This is a genomic window from Lysobacter oryzae DSM 21044, assembly GCF_059568595.1.
Window position 1 is genome coordinate 409,973 of sequence record NZ_JCANTQ010000009.1, and the last position, 17,064, is coordinate 427,036.

Sequence of the window (17,064 nt, forward strand, 5' to 3'; positions counted from 1 at the left end):
CCCAACCTGCTCGCGAGCGCATTCAAGTCCACCGGGTCGGCGCGCTCGGCGAGCAGCGCGGCGGTTCACGGCGCGGAAGACGCCGGACCGTGTCTGCGAGCCGCGGTCCCCGGCGGCTGCGCGCCGCGGGATGCCGCGCGGCCCGCGCTCCGGTCGTGTCGCGGCAGTGCGGCGATGCGGGCGCGCAGGTCGCGCGCCCACGGATGCGTCCGGCCCCAGCCGTCGGTGAAGATGCGTTGCGCTATCGCGTAGTGCTCGCGCGCCGCCTGGTAGCGGCCCTGGCGCGCGCGCAGTTCGCCCATGCTGCGTTCGATGATGCCGCGGCGCACGTTGTTGGCCGGCAGGGTTTCGCGCGCGAGCTGCAGCCCCTCGCGCAGGAACGGTTCGGCCTGCGCCGGCTCGCCCTTCTTCAGGTAGGCGCGTCCCATCGTGTCCAGGAGCAGGATCACGTAGGCCTGCCGGCGGCGCCCGGTCCGGTCGACCGACTGCAACGCCTGCTGCAGCAGCGGGATCGCCGCGTCCGGCCGGCCGGTCTCGACCAGCGCCTCGGCGACACGGTTCATCGAGAAGTGCGTCCAGTTGTGGTCCGGACCCTGCACGCGCAGGCGCTCGCGCAGCGCGTGCTGCAGCAGCGGCAGGGCCTTCGCGGGTTGCCCGCGCATCAGCCGGATCAGGCCGAGGTAGTGGACCACGGTCAGCGTGCGCGGATGGCTGTCGCCGATGGTCTCGACCAGGCCCTCGTGGATGTGGCTGAAGAGCGCATCGGCCTCGTCCCATTGCCCGCGCATCATCAGCATGTCGCCGAGCGATACCTGCTGCCACAGGTACTCGGGATGGTTCGGGCCGAGCTGGCGGCGCGAACGCGCCAGCGCATCCTGCAGCGCCACCATCGCCTCGTCCCAGCGATTGGTTTCGGTGTACAGGTCGGCGAGGGTCGCATCGATGTCGGCGAGCATCCCCGGCGCGCGCGCGGAGTCGTTGCGCAGGGCGAGCAGCTCCTGCAGCGCGGGTTCGAAGCGGTCGGTCTCGTACAGCATCATCGCGTGGTTGCGGCGCACGCGCAGCGACCTCGCGCTGGTCGTGCCATGCGCGCGCTGCACGGCGGGCAGCAACGTGCGGTAGACCGCTTCCGCGCGCTCGTACTGGGCGTCGTAGGTCAACGCCAGCGCCAGGTACTCCGCGGTGTCCAGGGTCTGCGGATTGCTCGCGCCGAGCAGCCGCTGCGCGTCCGCATAGGTGCGGTCCAGGCGCAGGCGCGCTTCGTGCCAATGGCCCTGGCCGAGCCAGGCCCGGCCGATCGACAGGCCGATCTGCGCGCGCGCCGCCGGCTGGTCGGCGAAGCCCTCGTCCAGGCGCGTTTCGGCGCGCGCCAGCACGCCCGCCATGTCCCGGTCGACGCGGTAGGGGTCGGCGACGGCCAGCAGGTCCTCGTTGATGAAGCGGTTGACCTCGCGCGCCGCGGCGGCGTTGCGCTCCGCGCGCTGCCATTGCAGCGAGGTGGCCGCGATCCCGGCGACCAGCGCAATGCCGGCGCCGCCGACTGCGAAAGCGAGCGCAGGCTCGCGCTGGGTCCAGTGCCCGACGCGCTGCCAGACATTGAGCGGACGCGCGCGCACCGGACGGCCTTCGAGGTACCGGCCCAGGTCGTCCGCCAGCGCGCGCGCGGTGAGGTAGCGCTGCAGCGGCGATCGCGCCAGGCATTTCATGCAGATCGCTTCCAGGTCGCGATGCACCGGTGCGCTGCGACTGAGGCGCCGCACCCGGCCTTCGCGCACCAGGCGCAGGGTCTCGTCGGCCGTCGGCGCGAGGAACGGCGGCGAGCCGGCGATGCATTCGTACAGGATCGTGCCCAGGCCCCAGACGTCGGTCGCCGGCGTCAGCACGCCGTGCAGCGGATCGGCCTGCTCGGGCGACATGTAGCTGGGCGTGCCCAGCACGCGCTCGTTCTCCACGCTCAGTGCGCGCCCGAGCCGACGGGCCAGGCCGAAGTCCGAGATCTTCGGCGCACCCATGCGGTCGAGCAGGATGTTCGCGGGCTTGAGGTCGAGGTGGAGCACGCCGAGGCGATGCGCGTAATCGACGGCCTCGGCGAGCGTACGCGTCAACCCGACCGCGTCGCGCGGCGCCATCGCATGCACGCGGTCCAGGCAGTGGTCGAGCGTTTCGCCCGCCACCAGCTCCATCGCGTAATAGATCACCCCTTCCTGCTCGCCGATGGCGTACACCGCGACGATGTTCGGATGGTGCAGGCCGGCCGCGCTCTGCGCCTCGTACTTGAACATCGCGATGAAATCCTGCGAGGCCCACGGGCCCGCCGAGAGCAGCTTCACCGCCACCTCGCGATCCAGCGACGGCTGGCGCGCGCGGTAGACCGCGCCCATGCCGCCTTCGCCGATCCGCTCGATCAATTCGAATTCGCCGAAGCGGCGCTGCTCGGGATCGCGCAGGTCCAGGTCCAGCGGCTCGGCATGGGCCCGGTGCGTGGCCCCGCGCGGGGTCAACGCGCTGTCGTCCTTGGTCGACAGGTCGAAGGCGACGCGCACGAGCGCCTTCCGGGCCGGAACCCAGGCGCCGCGCGGTGGCGGGTCGCGCGCGGTCACGACGGCGGCCCCGGGCCGGTGCGCGCGAGGCGCGCTGGCGCGGCGCGCCGCCCGGTCTCAGTCGTCGATGTGCTTGAGCGTGTCGCGCAGGTCATGCAGTTCCGCCTCCACGCCGGCCGGGCCCCCGCAGGTGTCGGCCAGTTCCTCGCGCACGAGTTCGCGCAGGCGCGCGCGCAGCCGATGCACGGCCACGGCCACGGTGTTGGCGCGCAAGCCGAGTTCGGCGCCGATGCGCTGGTAGTCGTCCGTGGCCGGGCGTTCGGCCAGGTAGGGACTGAGCTGCTCGAACAGTTCGAGCTTGCCCGCGCGCTCGGCCTCTTGCCGCAGGCGCGCGCAGCTGCGGTCCAGCACGGTCATCGCCCACGCGCGCTGGAACATCTGCTCCGGACTCTCGCCATTGGGCGCCTCCAGCCGCTCCAGTTCGCCGCTGCCGGCCTGGAGGCCGCGGCCGCCGCGCTTGAGCGCGTGCGCCGCCTCGTCGGCGCTGATGAGGAAGCGCCGGATGGCGACCAGCAGGAACGCGCGGAAATGCCCGCGCTGGGGATCGACGTTGACGTCCCAGCGTCCCTCGAGGAAGCGCGCGAAGAATTCCTGGGTCAGGTCCTCGGCATCGGCGCGCGCATAGCCGTGCCGGCGGACATAGGCGAGCACGGGCGCCCGGTAGGCGCGACAGATTTCCTCGAGCGCGCGCCGCGACGTCCCCGCGTCGCGCGCATCGAAGATCAGGCTCCAGCGTGTGGTTGCAAACCGCGTCATCACCGCTCCGGCAGGTAAAGCGTCCGTGCGGGATTCGCAGGCATCCGCCAATATGGAGAAGGTCCCCAGCAGATGCCGTGTGGGCTCCCGATGCCAGTACCGCATCGGGTGACGTGTTTTCGGAATTACTAACGCGGTCTTTGCAATTGCCTGTGCGCACCCACTTGCGCCGCGTTGGCCGGGCTTCGTGCGCGCCGGTACGATCGCATTCATGGATTCCCTGACGCACCTCTTCGTCGGTGGCGCTATCGCCGCCGTGCTTGCGCCCGCATCGCAGCGGCGCGCGGCCCTGCTCGCCGGAGCCGCGATCAACAGCCTGCCGGACATCGACGTACTGCCACTGTGGTTGAGCGACGATCCGGTCACGCGCCTGGTCTGGCACCGCGGCCTCACCCATTCGTTGTTGGTGTTGCCTTTCGTCGGCTGGGCGCTGTGGGCCTGGTATCGCCGGCGGGGCGGTCGCGTGGCGCAGGCGCCGCAGCGCTGGTTCTGGATCTTCCAGGCGTGCCTGCTCGCGCATCCGCTGCTGGATGCGCTGACCGTGTACGGGACGCAGCTGTTGTGGCCGCTGCCACTGCCGCCGACGATGTGGTCGAGCCTGTTCATCATCGATCCGCTCTTCACCCTGTGCCTCGCGCTGCCGTGCGCGATCGCCTGGTGGGCCCGCGCCCGGCCGATCGCGCAGCGTTCGCTGGTGACCGGACTGCTGCTGTCGGTGGGCTACGTCGGCTTGTCGCTGGCGGCAAAGGCGCAGGTGGATCGCGATGCCGGGCAGGCGCTGGCCGCGCGCGGGCTGCAGGATGCACCGCGCTTCTCGGTGCCGATGCCGTTCAACATCCTGCTGTGGCGCGTGGTGGCCATGACCCCGGAGGGTTTCGTCGAGGGCGAGCGCTCGCTGGTCGCCGATCGCGGGCCGATGCGCTTGCGCGCGTACGCAAGCGACGTTGCGGCGCTGCGCGACGTGGGTGGCTACCGTGCAGTCGACCGCTTGCTGTGGTTCAACCACGGCTTCGTGAAGGCGAAGCAGCGCGGGCCGCTGCTGGTGCTCTCGGACCTGCGCATGGGGGCGGAACCCGACTATTCGTTCCGCTTTGCGGTCGCGCGCCGCGACGGCGAGACATGGCGGGAGATACCGCCGCGGCAGTTGCGCTGGCCGTGGGAGGCCAGGCGCCGCCTCGATGCGATGTGGCGGCGCATCTGGAAGGCGCCGCCCACACCGCAGTCACGTCCGGCAGCTCGCGTGGAGGCTGGCCGGGCTGTCGAGGCGTGATTCCTCGGTTACGGGGTGTTCCTGTTGCGGTTTTCGTCGAGCACCGCCAGCAGTGCGCGGGCCTTGGTGTCGACGGAGGCCGAGATCAGCTCACCCCTGTTCATCAGATGGTCGTAGCGGTCGCCACCGATCGCCCGGCGCAGCTTGGCGACGCTGCGGTCGTAGGTGTAGGTGTATTCCGCGAACGAGGTGCGGTTGCCAAGGATCATGTTGACCTTGCGCTCGCTCAGCCCGGTCTCCTGGGCCAGCTGCTTGCAAGGATCGTCGCCGGCGAATGCCGGGGCGGAAATGGCCATCAAAGCGGCCGCGAGTACTGCGAGCCTGATATTCATGGTTGCCTCCAGTGGGTGCGTCGTCATGCGTCGACGTGGAATGCCCGGGTTGGCTGCGGCGGAGTGCCGCTGTGGATGCCATCCCGTACTGCATATTTCGACAATGTCGCGGTGCGATTACATCGCCCATTCGACGTTATTACTTCTGGCGCCGGTAACAAGGCTCGCGGTCGTCACGACAACCGTCGCACAGCGATGCAGCAACAACGATCAACGCGGATGTGCATCGGTTGGCGCGACGCGCACTCGATGCACCGCAATCGTTTCGGATGCGACCATCAGTGCATGACTTTGGTCACGCCGCTCGATGGCATGGAAGATGCCGATCAAGCGGCCGCAGGCAACCGTGGCACCACGCCCGCGGCCAGTGCATCGAAGTAATCGCGCGTCAGCCGCTTCTGCGCTTCGCCGGTCTCCGCCTGGTTGACGACCGAACGGAACGCGGCGTTCTCGGGGCGGTCCTTCGCGTACCAGCCCAGGTGCTTGCGCGCGATGCGCACGCCGGCCTGTTCGCCGTAGAACGCGTGCAGGTGGTCCAGGTGCGCGAGCAGGATGTCGCGGACTTCGGCCACCGGCGGCTCGGGCAGCAGCTCGCCGGTGGCGAGGTAGTGGGCGATCTCGCGGAAGATCCACGGGCGGCCCTGCGCGGCGCGGCCGACCATGACGGCGTCGACGCCGGTGCGCGCCAGCACCTGCGCCGCCTTCTGCGGCGAGTCGATGTCGCCGTTGGCCACGACCGGAATCGACAGCCGCGACTTGATCTCGGCGATGGTGTCGTACTCGGCGACGCCGGTGTACTGCTGGTCGCGGGTGCGGCCGTGGATCGCCAGCGCGGCGATGCCCGAGGCCTCGGCGATGCGCGCGATGGTCGCGGCGTTGCGTTGCCCCGCGGCCCAGCCGGTGCGGATCTTCAGCGTCACCGGCACGTCCGCGGCGCCGACCACCGCTTCGAGGATCCGCGCCACCAGCGGCTCATCGCGCATCAGCGCCGAACCCGCCCACGCGTTGCAGACCTTCTTGGCCGGACAGCCCATGTTGATGTCGATGAGCTGCGCGCCATGGTCGACGTTGTAGCGCGCGGCCTCGGCCATCACCTCGGGGACGGTGCCCGCGATCTGCACGCTGATCGGCGCGGGCTCGCCTTCGTGGTCCATGCGATGCCGCGACTTCGCCGTGTTCCAGAAGCGCGGATCCGACGTGGTCATCTCCGACACGCACAAGCCCGCGCCCAAGCGCTTGCACAGCACGCGGAACGGCTTGTCGGTCACGCCCGCCATGGGCGCGAGGATGACCTTCGGTTCGATGTCGAATGGGCCGATGCGCATGCCGCCATTGTAGTGGCGGCGCGCACTCGGGCCGCCTAGCTGTCCTGGATGAACGCCGCCACCGCGGCCCGCACCGCCTCGTCGTTGTCGAGACCGCCATGGCTGGTGGCGCGGGTGGCCGCGCCGCCGGGACGCCAGCTGAAGCCGGGGCAGCGCAACTGCTGCACCTGGCCGCCCCAGGCGTGGGTGGGCAGCGCCGGCACCAGGTGCTTTTCCATGCCCAGGATCGGTGTTTCCTTGTGGCCCTCGAACGCGCGCGACACCAGGTACAGCAGCGAGTGGCCGTACGGCTTGCAGGTGTCGTCCGCGCGCTCGGCGGCGTCGGTGAGGTTGGCGAGCAGAACCGGGATGCGCCTGGCGGCGACTGCCGCGCCCAGCTGGCGATCGAACTCGTCCAGGCGCACGGCCGCGGCCATCAGGCTCACCGAGCGCACGTCGAAGCCGTTCTTCAACGCCGATGCACCCAGGTGCGCCTGCACGATCGAGCCCGCGGAATGGCCGATCAGATGCAGGCGGATCGAAGGCAGCGCGGCCCGCGTCGTGGGCCGGCGCAGCAGCGCGAACAGCTGCGCGACACCTGCCTCGCGCGCTTGGGAGATGTCGCGCGCGTTGTCCTTCATCTCGTTCCACAACAGCCGCCCGGGCAGTCGCGCCAGCCCTTCCAGGCGCTCGTTCCACCATTCGCGCAGTTCGTCCTTGAAGCGGGTCCAGCGTTCGCCGCCGGTCTTCTCCGCTTCCCCGCGCACCGCGTCCTCGAAGATGTCGCCCAGGGTCTGGAACGCGCCGGTCTCCCACATCAGGAAGATCGGGAAGATCCGCCTGGAATACAGATAGGGAATCCACGCGCGCGCGGTTTCGGCGGCCACCTCCTCGCTGGTGAGGCCGCCGTGCGCATACAGCGCGACGTCGATGTGGCCACTGCGGTGCGCGTCCCACTGCTGCGCCGCGTACGGCAGGTGGTGTTCCACCAGCAGGCGCAGGTCGTCGGGCGTGGTGCGGAAGCGGCCGCGATCGCTCAGGCGGCCCTCGTTCTCCATGTCGATCACGAACGGCGAGATCTCGTGGTAGGCGAGCGTGGCATCGCGCGAGACCACGACGTTGCCGGCGGGATCGGTCCGCAGCGAGGGCGCATTCGCGACGCGCTCATGCTCGGTGGTGACCGCGCCCAGCTGCACCACCCAGCAGTCCATGGCATTGGCGAGCCAGTCGCCGTAGGGCAGCACGGCGAAGCCGCCGCGGCCCCAGCCGGCGCCCCACGAGTTCTGCACGATGAAGCCGTCGCAGGTGTGGCCGACGATGGCGAAGGCGTGGCCCTGGTCGCGCGCGCCGGTGCCCGACTGCAGCAGCGGGATCTCGCCGATGGCGGTCGGCGCGGGCGTGCGCGCGCCGCGCAGCAGCGCATCCCAGCCGGTATGCGTGTATGCGCTGGCATAGATCGCGCCGACCTCCGCCAAGGCGACGTGCATGTCGCGGATGTTCTTCGGATCGATGCGGTAGTACGCGCCCATCGGCCGCTTCACCGCGTCCAGCCACCAATCGGATTCGTCGTTGCTCGCCTTGGGCATCGGCAGGTTGCGCCATAGCCGTTCGGTGCTGGCGCCGTGGTGCGACCAGCCCTTGAGCGCGCCGCGCAACGACGAACCGCTGTCGGACTCATCGCCTTCGTCGGCCCACTCGTCATAGCGGCGCGCCATGCTGTAGAGCATGTAGCCCGACATCATTTCCACCGGGCGCTGGGCGCGATCGAGCAGGTACTCGATCACCGTCGCCAACGCGAACCCGGTGCAGGCATTGGTCTGCCCCTGTTGCTTGACCGGCTTGGGGTCGTTGGGCATCAGCGCGTCGCGCGGGGCGATGGCGATGCTGGGGCGGTATTCCCAGTCGCGCAGGTCGACGGCATCGGGGCGCACGTTGCGCCGCCGCGGATTCTCGCGGCGGATTTCGGCGACCGGGGCGAAGCGATCGCGCCCCGGCGGCAGTGCCGGCGACGCGCGGCGCGCCGGCTTGCGTGGACGGGTTGCCGCAAGCCGTTCGCTCCATTCCTCGAATGCCGCGGCGAGACGCTTGTCGTAGCCATGCGCGGCGAAGCCGGGGCCGTTGTAGGCGCGCGCGAATGCCTTCCAGTCGTACCCGCGCAGCGCCGGCAGGAACGGCGGGCGCGACACGAACTTCACCATCAGCGCCAGCTGCTGGGTCGCGCTCTCGTACTGGCGGGCGACGAACGTCTCCACGTCGGCGCAGCCGCAGTACGGATAGTTGAAGCCCATGATCTGGAACAGGCCCCAGCTCGCCGACTGCAGCGCGGCAATGCGGTCGAGGCGGCAGGCGGCTTCCAGCCGCCGCCATTCGCCGGCCAGCGAACCGGAATACTTGCGCCGGTTCCATTTCGGATAGCTGAGGTCGGGATGCGCGGCGCTGTAGCGGCCGCCGGTGAGGCGATGGAACGCGTGGCCCTCGAACAGCACCTTCGGCTTGTCCGAGGGCGCGGGCAGGAAGCCGCTGCCGTCGGATTCGACCGCCGCCACCGCGCGCAGCGCGGCCTCGTCGATCTCCAGCGCCCGGGCGAAGTCGCTCCAGGAGGCGTCGGCGATGCTGCGCCGGTGGGCTGCCATCTGCCGGGTTGCGGTGCTCATGTGCGTCTCCTTGCTCCGATCCGTCGAAATCCTTCGCCGCCGGGCGCGCCTGACAGCAGGCCCACTTGAAGCAACGGGAAGAACGCCGCCACCACGGTCATCGCGCGGGGCGTCGACCGTGCGGCCAGCATGCATCGGGACGGTCGCCGGGACTGAGACGCGGCGCAAACGAGAACGGGCCGCTTGCGCGGCCCGTCCGGGAGTGGTGCTGGCGCCGCGTCAGCCGGCGAAGCTGGTCAGTACGCCGGCGATCGTCGCGGTCATGAAGGTGGCGATCGAGCCGCCCAGCACGGCCCGCAGGCCGAGGCGGGCGAGGTCGTGGCGCCGCTCGGGCGCGAGGCCGCCGATGCCGCCGATCTGGATCGCGATCGAGCTGAAGTTGGCGAAGCCGCACAGTGCGTAGGTCGCGATCAGCTTGCCGTGCTCGGTCAGCGTTACGCCGGGGGTCTTGCCGTTGATGATGTCGGACAGCTGCAGGTAGGCGATGAACTCGTTGAGCACGATCTTCTGGCCGATCAGGCCGCCGACGGTGGTCGCGTCCTGCCACGGCACGCCGATCACCCACGCGATCGGCGACAGCAGGTAGCCCAGCAGCGTGCCCAGGTCGGTCGGCTTGCCGAGCATCTGCGCGATGCCGGTGACTTCGCCCGCCCAGGTCAGCGGCGCGTTGAGCAGCGCGATCAACGCGGTGAAGGCGAGCAGCATCGCGCCCACGTTCAGCGCCAGGCGCAGGCCATCGCCGGCGCCGGCGGCCGCGGCGTCGATGACGTTCGCGGTGCTCTTCTCGACTTCCATCTTCACCTTGCCGCGGGTGAGCGGCTCGCCGATTTCCGGCATCAGGATCTTGGAAATCACCAGCGTTGCCGGCGCGGCCATGATCGAGGCCGTGAGCAGGTGCTTGGCGTAGAACGCCTGCTGCACCGGATCGCTGCCGCCGAGCATGCCCACGTAGGCCGCGAGCACGCCGCCGGCGATGTGGGCCATGCCGCCGACCATGATCGTCAGCAGCTCGGACTGGGTCATGCGGCTGAGGTACGGGCGGATGGTCAGCGGCGCCTCGGTCTGGCCGATGAACACGCTGGCGCACACGCTGGTCGTTTCCGCGCCCGACACGCGCATGACCTTGGTGATCGCCCAGGCCATGCCACGCACGATCCACTGCATCACGCCCAGGTGGTAGAGCATGCCCATCAGCGCGGCGAAGAAGATGATCGTCGGCAGCACCTGGAAGGCGAAGATGAAGCCGAACTTCTCGCTCTTAGATAGGTCGCCGAAGATCAGCTGCGTGCCGACGCCGGTGAACTCGAGCAGCTTGACGAAGCCACGGCCCAGCGCATCGAACACGTCCTTGCCGCCGGGTACCAGCAACACCAGCGCCGCGAACGCGATCTGCAGGGTGACGCCGGTTCCGACCAGCTTCCAGTCGACGGATTTCTTGTTGCTCGAAAACAACCAGGCCAGCCCGATCAGGACGGCCAGGCCAAACAGGCCGAAGGCGACGCGCGCAAGTGCTTCCACTGATTTCCCCTGTGCCGGTGACGGCATGAACTGGCGCAGGGTAGCGGTGGCCGCTGGTGCGGGCAACCGCGGCGGGTCCGTGCGTGCGTTGAGCGGCTGGATTCGCTGCCAGCCGTGGAAGGAGGCGGAATCCGCGGCCTCCGATTGCGGTTCAGCTGTCGCGCGCGATCACCCGGTTGCGGCCTTCGCGCTTGGCTTCCTGCAGGCGCTGGTCGGCGCGGCGGAGCAGGCGCGACAGGTCGGCCCCCTCCTGCGGGTAGGTGGCGATGCCCGCGCTCAGGCTGAGGCGGAACGGCTCGCCGCCACGCTCGAGTTCGAACGGCCGCTGCAGCAGTTGCCGGCGCAGGTGGTCGACGCGCTCCCAGGCGCTGCCGATCGGCTTGCGCATCAGCAGCACGAATTCCTGACCGCCGATGCGGACGAGGCTTTCGCCGGGTTCGGCGCCATCGCGCAGGATCGTGACGACGTGCTTCAACGCGCGGTCGCCGGCGCGGTGCCCGGCTTCGTCGTTGACGCGCTTGAAGTGGTCGAGGTCGATCAACGCCAGCGAAAGGCTGCTGCCGTCGCGCTGCACGGCGTCCATCACGCGCGGCACCCGGTGCAGCAGCCAGACGCGATTGGGCAGGCCGGTGAGTCCGTCGGTGCCCGACATCTCCACGACGCGCTGCATGCGGAAGGTGACCATCACCGTGATCAGGGTGGTGATCGCCAACAGCACCAGGCGCTGGACCTGGGTGCCGACCGTGACCGCGCCGTAGTCGGCGGAGATCAGCTGCTCGGGCGAAGTCGCCGAGCTGATCACGACCGCGACCAGCAGCGCGTATTCGAGCAGCGCCAGCGCACCGGCGAACAGGGTCACGCGCGCGTCGCCGCGCAGCGCCGTCAGCACCAGCGCCAGCAGGTAACCGCACCACACCACCATGCTGTTGAGGCCCGCGGGCAGGTGGTTGATCGCGAGCGCCATCAGCACGAGCGTCGCGGCGGTCACGTCGAAGGCGGAGCTGGCGAACGGCAGCCAGCGGTAGCGGCGCTGCCGGCGTGCGAGCGCCAGCCACAGCTGCGCAAACACGTTGACGAAGACCGCGCCGCCCAGGCCGATCACGGTCTCGCGGATGCCGCCGCCGCTGGCTGCATTGATCAGCGGCAGCAGCAGGAGCAGCAGGGCGATCACCGCGCGCAGGCGCGCGGCGATCAGTTCGCCCCCGGACCCGACCTCGAGCATGACCTCGTCGGGTTGTGCGAACAGCAGGCGCAGCGTGTCGCGGATCTGGCGGATCAGGGCCTGCACGTGGTGTTCTCCCACACGGGTCGGGACGGGCGGCGGTAGCATGCACGCCATCGCGGACGATTTCACGGAGTTCCCATGCACTACCGGCGCCTTGGCTCCTCCGGCCTGCAAATGTCGGCCCTGTCCTTCGGCGCGTGGCTGACGTTCGGCGCCCAGGTTGGCCGCAGCGTCTCGCGCGACCTGGTGGCGGCGGCCTGGGACCACGGCATCAACTTCTTCGACAACGCCGAGGGTTATGCCAACGGTATGGCCGAGACCGTCATGGGCGACGTGATCGCCGACCTGCGCCTGCCGCGCGACGGCTACTGCGTGTCGAGCAAGGTGCTGTTCGGCTCGGCGGCGGATCCCAGGCCGACGCAGAAGGGCCTGTCGCGCAAGCACGTGACCGATGCCTGCCACGCGGCGCTGAAGCGGCTGCGGGTCGACTACCTCGACCTTTATTACTGCCATCGCCCGGATCCGGACACGCCGGTCGAGGAGACCGTGTGGGCCATGGACACGCTGATCCGGCAGGGCAAGGTGCTGTACTGGGGGACGTCGGAGTGGCCCGCGGCGATGATCCGCGAGGCGCACCGGATCGCGCGTGGCGCCGGCCTGCATGCGCCGACGATGGAGCAGCCGCAGTACAACCTGCTGCACCGGGAACGGGTCGAACTCGAATACGCGCCGCTCTACGCGGAACTCGGCCTGGGCACGACCACCTTTTCGCCACTGGCCTCGGGCCTGCTCACGGGCAAGTACGCAAGCGGCGCGGGCGAGGAGGCGCGGCTCGATCGCGAAGGCATGGGGTGGCTCAAGCGCATCGTCGTCGGCGACAGCGAAGCGCACCGCATCGAGCGCTCGGCGCGCTTCGCCGCGGCGGCGCGCGAGATGGGACAGGTCCCGGCGACGCTTGCCATCGCTTGGTGCCTGCGCAACCCGCATGTGTCGAGCGTGATCCTGGGCGCGAGCCGGGTCGAGCAACTGCTGCAGAACCTCGAGGCGCTGCAGCTGTTCGAAGCATTGGGCGAGGACGAATGGGCGCGGGTGGAAGCCGCGGTGGCCTAACGCTTGCCCGCGGGCATCGCCGGCGGCATGGCCGCAACGGCCTGCTGATCCTCGACGAGGCCAGCACGTTTCGCAAAGTTCGAGCCCCGTGCCGTCCGGCACGGGGCTCTTCTCATGCTCAAAGAAGGGTCAGCGGCTGCGGCGGCGGTGGCGGAGGCGTCGGCGCGTCTGGCGCCGCGGCCGGCGGTGGCGGCGGGGGCAGCGGTGCGGCCGGCATCGGCGCCGGTGCGGGCAGCGCCGCCCGCGGCGCGGCCGGAGGCGCTGGCGGTGCAGGCGGCGTGGGCAGCCGCAGCATCGCCCGCTCCGGCAACGTCAGGCGCGTGCTCAACAGCTTGCGATCGCGCAGGTACTCGACCGCCACCGCCGTGCCGGGCGCATGCGCATGCGCAGCGGCCATGGCCTCGCGCGGCGTGCCTACCGCCTTGCCGTCGACCTTCTTCAGCACGTCGCCCGGGCGCAGTCCGCCCATGCCTTCGGGAATGCTCAGCACCAGCACGCCGCTGTCGGTACCGAAGTAGTGGCCCAGGTCCTTGCCGACCGATGCGAGGTTGAGGCCGTTCCAGCGGAAGGCCTCGGCCAGCATCGGCAGGCGGCATTCGTCGCCGTCGTCGCATAGTTGTTCGCGCACGATTTCGCGCCGGATCTGCGGCGCGATGCCGCCCGGCGCCATGTGGACCACGCGCGACTCGAACTCCACGCCGCCCTCGGGATCGATGCGCAGCTCCGGCGCCCGGGCGAACGCGCTGAGGTCGCCGTTGCCGCCGTGGAGCATCAGGAGCTGGTCGCCGGAGCCGGGCGTGACCTTGACGTTGCTCGTGCGTCCATCGCGCACGTATGCCAGCGCGACGGGTGTCTTGTCGTCCAGGCTGCGCAGCCGCATCCGCGCGTCGGCGAGGCGGGCATCGCCGTCGGCACCGGCCAGCGGCTTGCCATCGATGGCGGTGATGCGGTCGCCGCCGCGCAGTCCGGCCTTGGCCGCGCCGCTTTCCGGGGTCACGGCGGCGACACGCACGCCGGCGCCGTCATCGCCTTCGAGGATCACGCCCAGCACCGGGCGCTGCATCAGCCGGCGTTCGATGACCATGTCACGGCTTGCGCCGGTCTCGCGCGAGAGTTCGGCGACGCGCTGGGCCGCGCGGTGCAGTTCCTCGCGGGCGGCGGCGAGTTCCTTCTGTTTCGCCGCATCGGGCGCGACCTGGGCGAATGCGCCGAAGGCCAAGGCGAGGGCGATCGCGGAGGCGACGGCGGTGGTGATGGGGACAGCGGGTTTCATCTGGGGCCTCCGGAGGGTCGGAATGAGTGAAGCGATGGGTAAAGAGCGCCGACGGTCAGTCGACGCTGACCAGCAGGGTTTCGCTGGAAGCGCCCTGCGCCGCGAGCCAGCGCGCGGTGGCCTCGACGCCGGCGAGCTGCCGCAGCAGGTCGACGCGCTGCTGCCATAGCTCGTGCTTGCGGTCGTCGAGCAGGTCCTGCTGCGACAGCGCGGCATCCACCGCCGCGATGCCGGCATCGAGTTCGCTGCTGAGCAGTTCGTTGCTGGCGTTGCCGACCTGGTCGTCGCGCGCCAACGCAACGAGCGCTTCCAACTGCGCCGATTGCGACTTCAGCTTCTGCAGCGCGTCGCCGGGCGCTGGCGCGGGCGACGCTGAGGCGACTTCCGGCAGCACCTTCATCGGCGCGGGCGTCCGCCGGGTCGCGGCGGCGACGCGGGCGCGCTTCGGGCGCAGCTTGTGTTCCGGGTGCGATCGCGCTTCCACCGCCGCCGGTGTCTGCATCCGCGCTTCCGGCGCGGCGAGACTGGTCTGGTCGGCGACGCGGGTGGGGTCTTGGGGCGCGGCACGCGCCGGCGCTGCGGGCCCGCGCGATCCCGGCGCCGCCGTCGCAACGACCGTGCCCGGACCCTGGGTTCCATCACTGTGCAGCCACTGCGACAGCGGCGACCACGCCGCCACGACGAGGACGGCGGCACTGGCCAGTCCGATCGCCCAGTTCGTCCGCCGTTCCCGCCGCACGGCGCCCGGTGGCGCCGCGCGTGCGTCCAGTCGGCTGGCGACGCGGCCCCAGCCATCACCGGGTGGCGCTTCCTGGGGCAGCGCGGCGAAGGCCTCGCCCCAGCCCACGGGCGCACCAGCGATGGCGCGGTTGTCGATGAAGTCAGGCATGACGCACCTCGAATGTCGCTGCCGGCGCGCTGCCGCTGCGTGCGGCTTCGGCCTGCGTGGCGTCGGGTTCCAGCAGCTGGCGCAGGCGGCGACTGCCGCGCGCGAGCTGCGATTTCGAGAAACTCGCCGTGCGCTGCATCAGCGCGGCGATCTCCTCATGGGTGTAGCCCTCGGCGTGGTACAGCCAGAGCACGCTGCGGGTGACCGGCGGCAACTGCGCGAGGGCGCGCTGCAACTGCGCGGCATCCGCGGCCGCCGGCGGCGGTGGCGCCAGGTCCTCCAGCGCCTGCTCGTCCTCGATCGCCACCTCGCCGTGCGTACGCCGGCTGCGCAGGCGCATCAGCGCCTCGTTCACCGCGATCTGGCGCAACCACGCCCAGAACGGACTGCCTTCGCCGCCGCTGCCGCAACCGCGGAATTCCGCCACCCGGTTCAGCACCTTGAGCATCGTGTCCTGCAATACCTCCGCGGCTTCCTCGCGGTCGCCGCACATGCGCATGGCCAGCGTGAACACCGGCCGCTCGAACCAGCGATACAGCTGCTCGAACGCCCCCCGCTCACCCGCACGCGCGCGGACCAGCAGGCTGTCGGGCACATCGATGGCAAAGGCAGAGGTCGTCGTCGGCATCCAAGCTCAAGGATGCGCCCGGAGGGCAAACGGTCGCACGTGCTGTTGGGCCTTTGCGGCAACCGCCGATGGGCGGGGCGCGCCGCCTATACTGGCTCCACTGTCTGGGAGGGGAAGCCGATGTCGCTGGGTACCTTATTGGCCGCCGTGCTGTTGTTCGCCGGCGTGATCGTGCTGTTCAAGGCCGTCCGCATGGTGCCGCAGGGCTACGAATGGACGGTGGAGGCGTTCGGCAAGTACACCCACACGCTGTCGCCGGGCCTGCATTTCCTGATGCCGATCTACCAGGGCGTCGGCCGCAAGATCAACATGATGGAGCAGGTGCTGGAAGTGCCGAGCCAGGACGTCATCACCAAGGACAACGCGGTGGTGAAGGTCGACGGCATCGTGTTCTTCTCGGTGCTGGACGCGGCCAAGGCGGCCTACGAGGTGGCCACGCTCGAGATCGCCATCCTCAACCTGGTGATGACCAACATCCGTACCGCGATCGGTTCGCTCGACCTGGACGAGTCCCTGTCCAAGCGCGACGAGATCAACGCCAAGGTGCTGGTCGCGGTGGACCAGGCGACCCATCCGTGGGGCATCAAGGTCAACCGCATCGAGTTGAAGGACATCCAGCCGCCGCGCGACCTGGTGGATTCGATGGCGCGGCAGATGAAGGCCGAGCGCGAGAAGCGCGCCAACGTGCTCGAAGCCGAGGGCTTCCGCCAGGCGGCGATCCTGAAGGCGGAAGGCGAGAAGCAGTCGGTGATCCTCGAAGCCGAGGGCAACAAGGAAGCCGCGTTCCGCGCGGCCGAAGCACGCGAGCGCCTGGCCGAGGCGGAAGCGAAGGCGACCCAGCTCGTCTCCGATGCGATCGCCGGCGGCAACGTGCAGGCGATCAATTACTTCGTCGCGCAGAAGTACATCGAGGCGTTCAAGGCGCTGGCCGAGGCGCCGAACCAGAAGTTCGTGATGATGCCGATGGAGTCCGCGGGCGTGATCGGTTCGCTGGCGGGCATCGCCGAGCTGGCGAAGGAAGCCATGCACAAGGCGCCGCCGCCCGTGCCGGCGCGCGGGGGCTGACCCATGCGCTGGGACTGGCAGGTGGTGGCATGGGCGGCGGCGGCACTGCTGCTGTTCGCCCTCGAAACGATGGCGCCGGGCGCGTTCATGCTGTGGCTGGGCTTCGCGGCGGCGGCGGTGTTCGTCGTCGTGCTGCTGTTGGACATCCCGGTGTTGGCGCAGGTGGCGCTGTTCGTGGTGCTCAGCTTCATCTCGATCCAGGTGTACCGGCGCTGGTTCCGCAGCCGTGCGCGCGGCAGCGACCGGCCGACGCTCAACCGCCGCGCCGAGACCCTGATTGGGCGCGTGGTGCCGCTGGAGCGCGCGATCGTCGGCGGACGCGGGCGCGTGCAGATCGCCGACGCGTTCTGGGACGTGAGCGGTCCGGAGCTTGCCGCGGGCACGCCGGTGCGGGTGGTGGCGGTTGAAGGCATGCACCTGAAGGTCGAGGCGGTCTGACC

At 70.2% G+C, this 17,064-nt stretch carries 14 protein-coding genes; 4 read left to right on the forward strand and 10 right to left on the reverse strand.

What is annotated here, in order from left to right; translation table 11 throughout:
* Positions 1–65: 65 nt before the first annotated feature.
* Complete coding sequence (locus BP05_RS05635) at positions 66–2,543, reverse strand: protein kinase domain-containing protein (RefSeq protein WP_496361334.1); 2,478 nt, start codon at positions 2,541–2,543, stop codon at positions 66–68.
* 114 nt (positions 2,544–2,657) lie between these two features.
* Positions 2,658–3,356, reverse strand: coding sequence for an RNA polymerase sigma factor (locus BP05_RS05640; protein WP_496361336.1), 699 nt, complete (start codon positions 3,354–3,356; stop codon positions 2,658–2,660).
* A 211-nt stretch (positions 3,357–3,567) separates the two neighbouring features.
* On the opposite strand from BP05_RS05640, the gene BP05_RS05645 reads away from it, so the two are divergent.
* Positions 3,568–4,626 carry a metal-dependent hydrolase gene (locus BP05_RS05645; RefSeq protein ID WP_496361338.1) on the forward strand — a complete coding sequence of 353 codons (1,059 nt, stop codon included), beginning with the start codon at positions 3,568–3,570 and terminating at the stop codon, positions 4,624–4,626.
* Between the two features lie 8 nt (positions 4,627–4,634).
* Here BP05_RS05645 and BP05_RS05650 read toward each other — a convergent pair whose 3' ends face one another.
* The 5 genes from BP05_RS05650 to BP05_RS05670 form a co-directional block, all read right to left on the reverse strand.
* On the reverse strand, positions 4,635–4,958 hold the full coding sequence (locus BP05_RS05650; protein WP_496361340.1) for a hypothetical protein: 324 nt from the start codon (positions 4,956–4,958) through the stop codon (positions 4,635–4,637).
* A 326-nt stretch (positions 4,959–5,284) separates the two neighbouring features.
* A complete protein-coding gene (gene dusB, locus BP05_RS05655) occupies positions 5,285–6,283 on the reverse strand; it encodes a tRNA dihydrouridine synthase DusB (protein WP_496361342.1) in 999 nt (332 codons plus the stop codon).
* Between the two features lie 35 nt (positions 6,284–6,318).
* Positions 6,319–8,916, reverse strand: a complete 2,598-nt coding sequence (locus BP05_RS05660; RefSeq protein WP_496361344.1) for an N-acetylmuramidase domain-containing protein — start codon at positions 8,914–8,916, stop codon at positions 6,319–6,321.
* Between the two features lie 219 nt (positions 8,917–9,135).
* Entirely contained in the window at positions 9,136–10,434 is a 1,299-nt protein-coding gene (locus tag BP05_RS05665; RefSeq protein ID WP_496361346.1) for a NupC/NupG family nucleoside CNT transporter, read from the reverse strand.
* Between the two features lie 151 nt (positions 10,435–10,585).
* Positions 10,586–11,722: a GGDEF domain-containing protein gene (locus BP05_RS05670; RefSeq protein ID WP_496361348.1), complete on the reverse strand. Its 1,137-nt coding sequence runs from the start codon at positions 11,720–11,722 to the stop codon at positions 10,586–10,588.
* Between the two features lie 75 nt (positions 11,723–11,797).
* On the opposite strand from BP05_RS05670, the gene BP05_RS05675 reads away from it, so the two are divergent.
* The gene (locus tag BP05_RS05675; RefSeq protein ID WP_496361350.1) at positions 11,798–12,769 is read left to right on the forward strand and encodes an aldo/keto reductase; all 972 of its coding nucleotides are present in this window, start codon (positions 11,798–11,800) and stop codon (positions 12,767–12,769) included.
* 118 nt (positions 12,770–12,887) lie between these two features.
* Here the strand turns inward: BP05_RS05675 and BP05_RS05680 are convergent, their stop codons facing one another.
* From BP05_RS05680 to BP05_RS05690, 3 genes are read right to left on the reverse strand one after another with little or no spacing between them, the layout of a single operon-like run.
* Positions 12,888–14,042 carry a PDZ domain-containing protein gene (locus tag BP05_RS05680; RefSeq protein ID WP_496361352.1) on the reverse strand — a complete coding sequence of 385 codons (1,155 nt, stop codon included), beginning with the start codon at positions 14,040–14,042 and terminating at the stop codon, positions 12,888–12,890.
* 55 nt (positions 14,043–14,097) lie between these two features.
* Positions 14,098–14,931, reverse strand: a complete 834-nt coding sequence (locus BP05_RS05685; RefSeq protein WP_496361354.1) for a hypothetical protein — start codon at positions 14,929–14,931, stop codon at positions 14,098–14,100.
* Positions 14,924–15,559: an RNA polymerase sigma factor gene (locus BP05_RS05690; RefSeq protein ID WP_496361356.1), complete on the reverse strand. Its 636-nt coding sequence runs from the start codon at positions 15,557–15,559 to the stop codon at positions 14,924–14,926. Before BP05_RS05690 ends, BP05_RS05685 begins: the two co-directional genes overlap by 8 nt.
* A 120-nt stretch (positions 15,560–15,679) precedes the next feature.
* Here BP05_RS05690 and BP05_RS05695 point away from each other — a divergent pair, with 120 nt between their 5' ends.
* Together BP05_RS05695 and BP05_RS05700 are read left to right on the forward strand one after the other, a co-directional pair.
* Positions 15,680–16,624 (forward strand): SPFH domain-containing protein, encoded by a 945-nt coding sequence (locus BP05_RS05695; protein WP_496361358.1) that lies wholly within the window; start codon positions 15,680–15,682, stop codon positions 16,622–16,624.
* 3 nt (positions 16,625–16,627) lie between these two features.
* Entirely contained in the window at positions 16,628–17,062 is a 435-nt protein-coding gene (locus tag BP05_RS05700) for an NfeD family protein (RefSeq protein WP_496361360.1), read from the forward strand.
* Positions 17,063–17,064 lie beyond the last annotated feature (2 nt).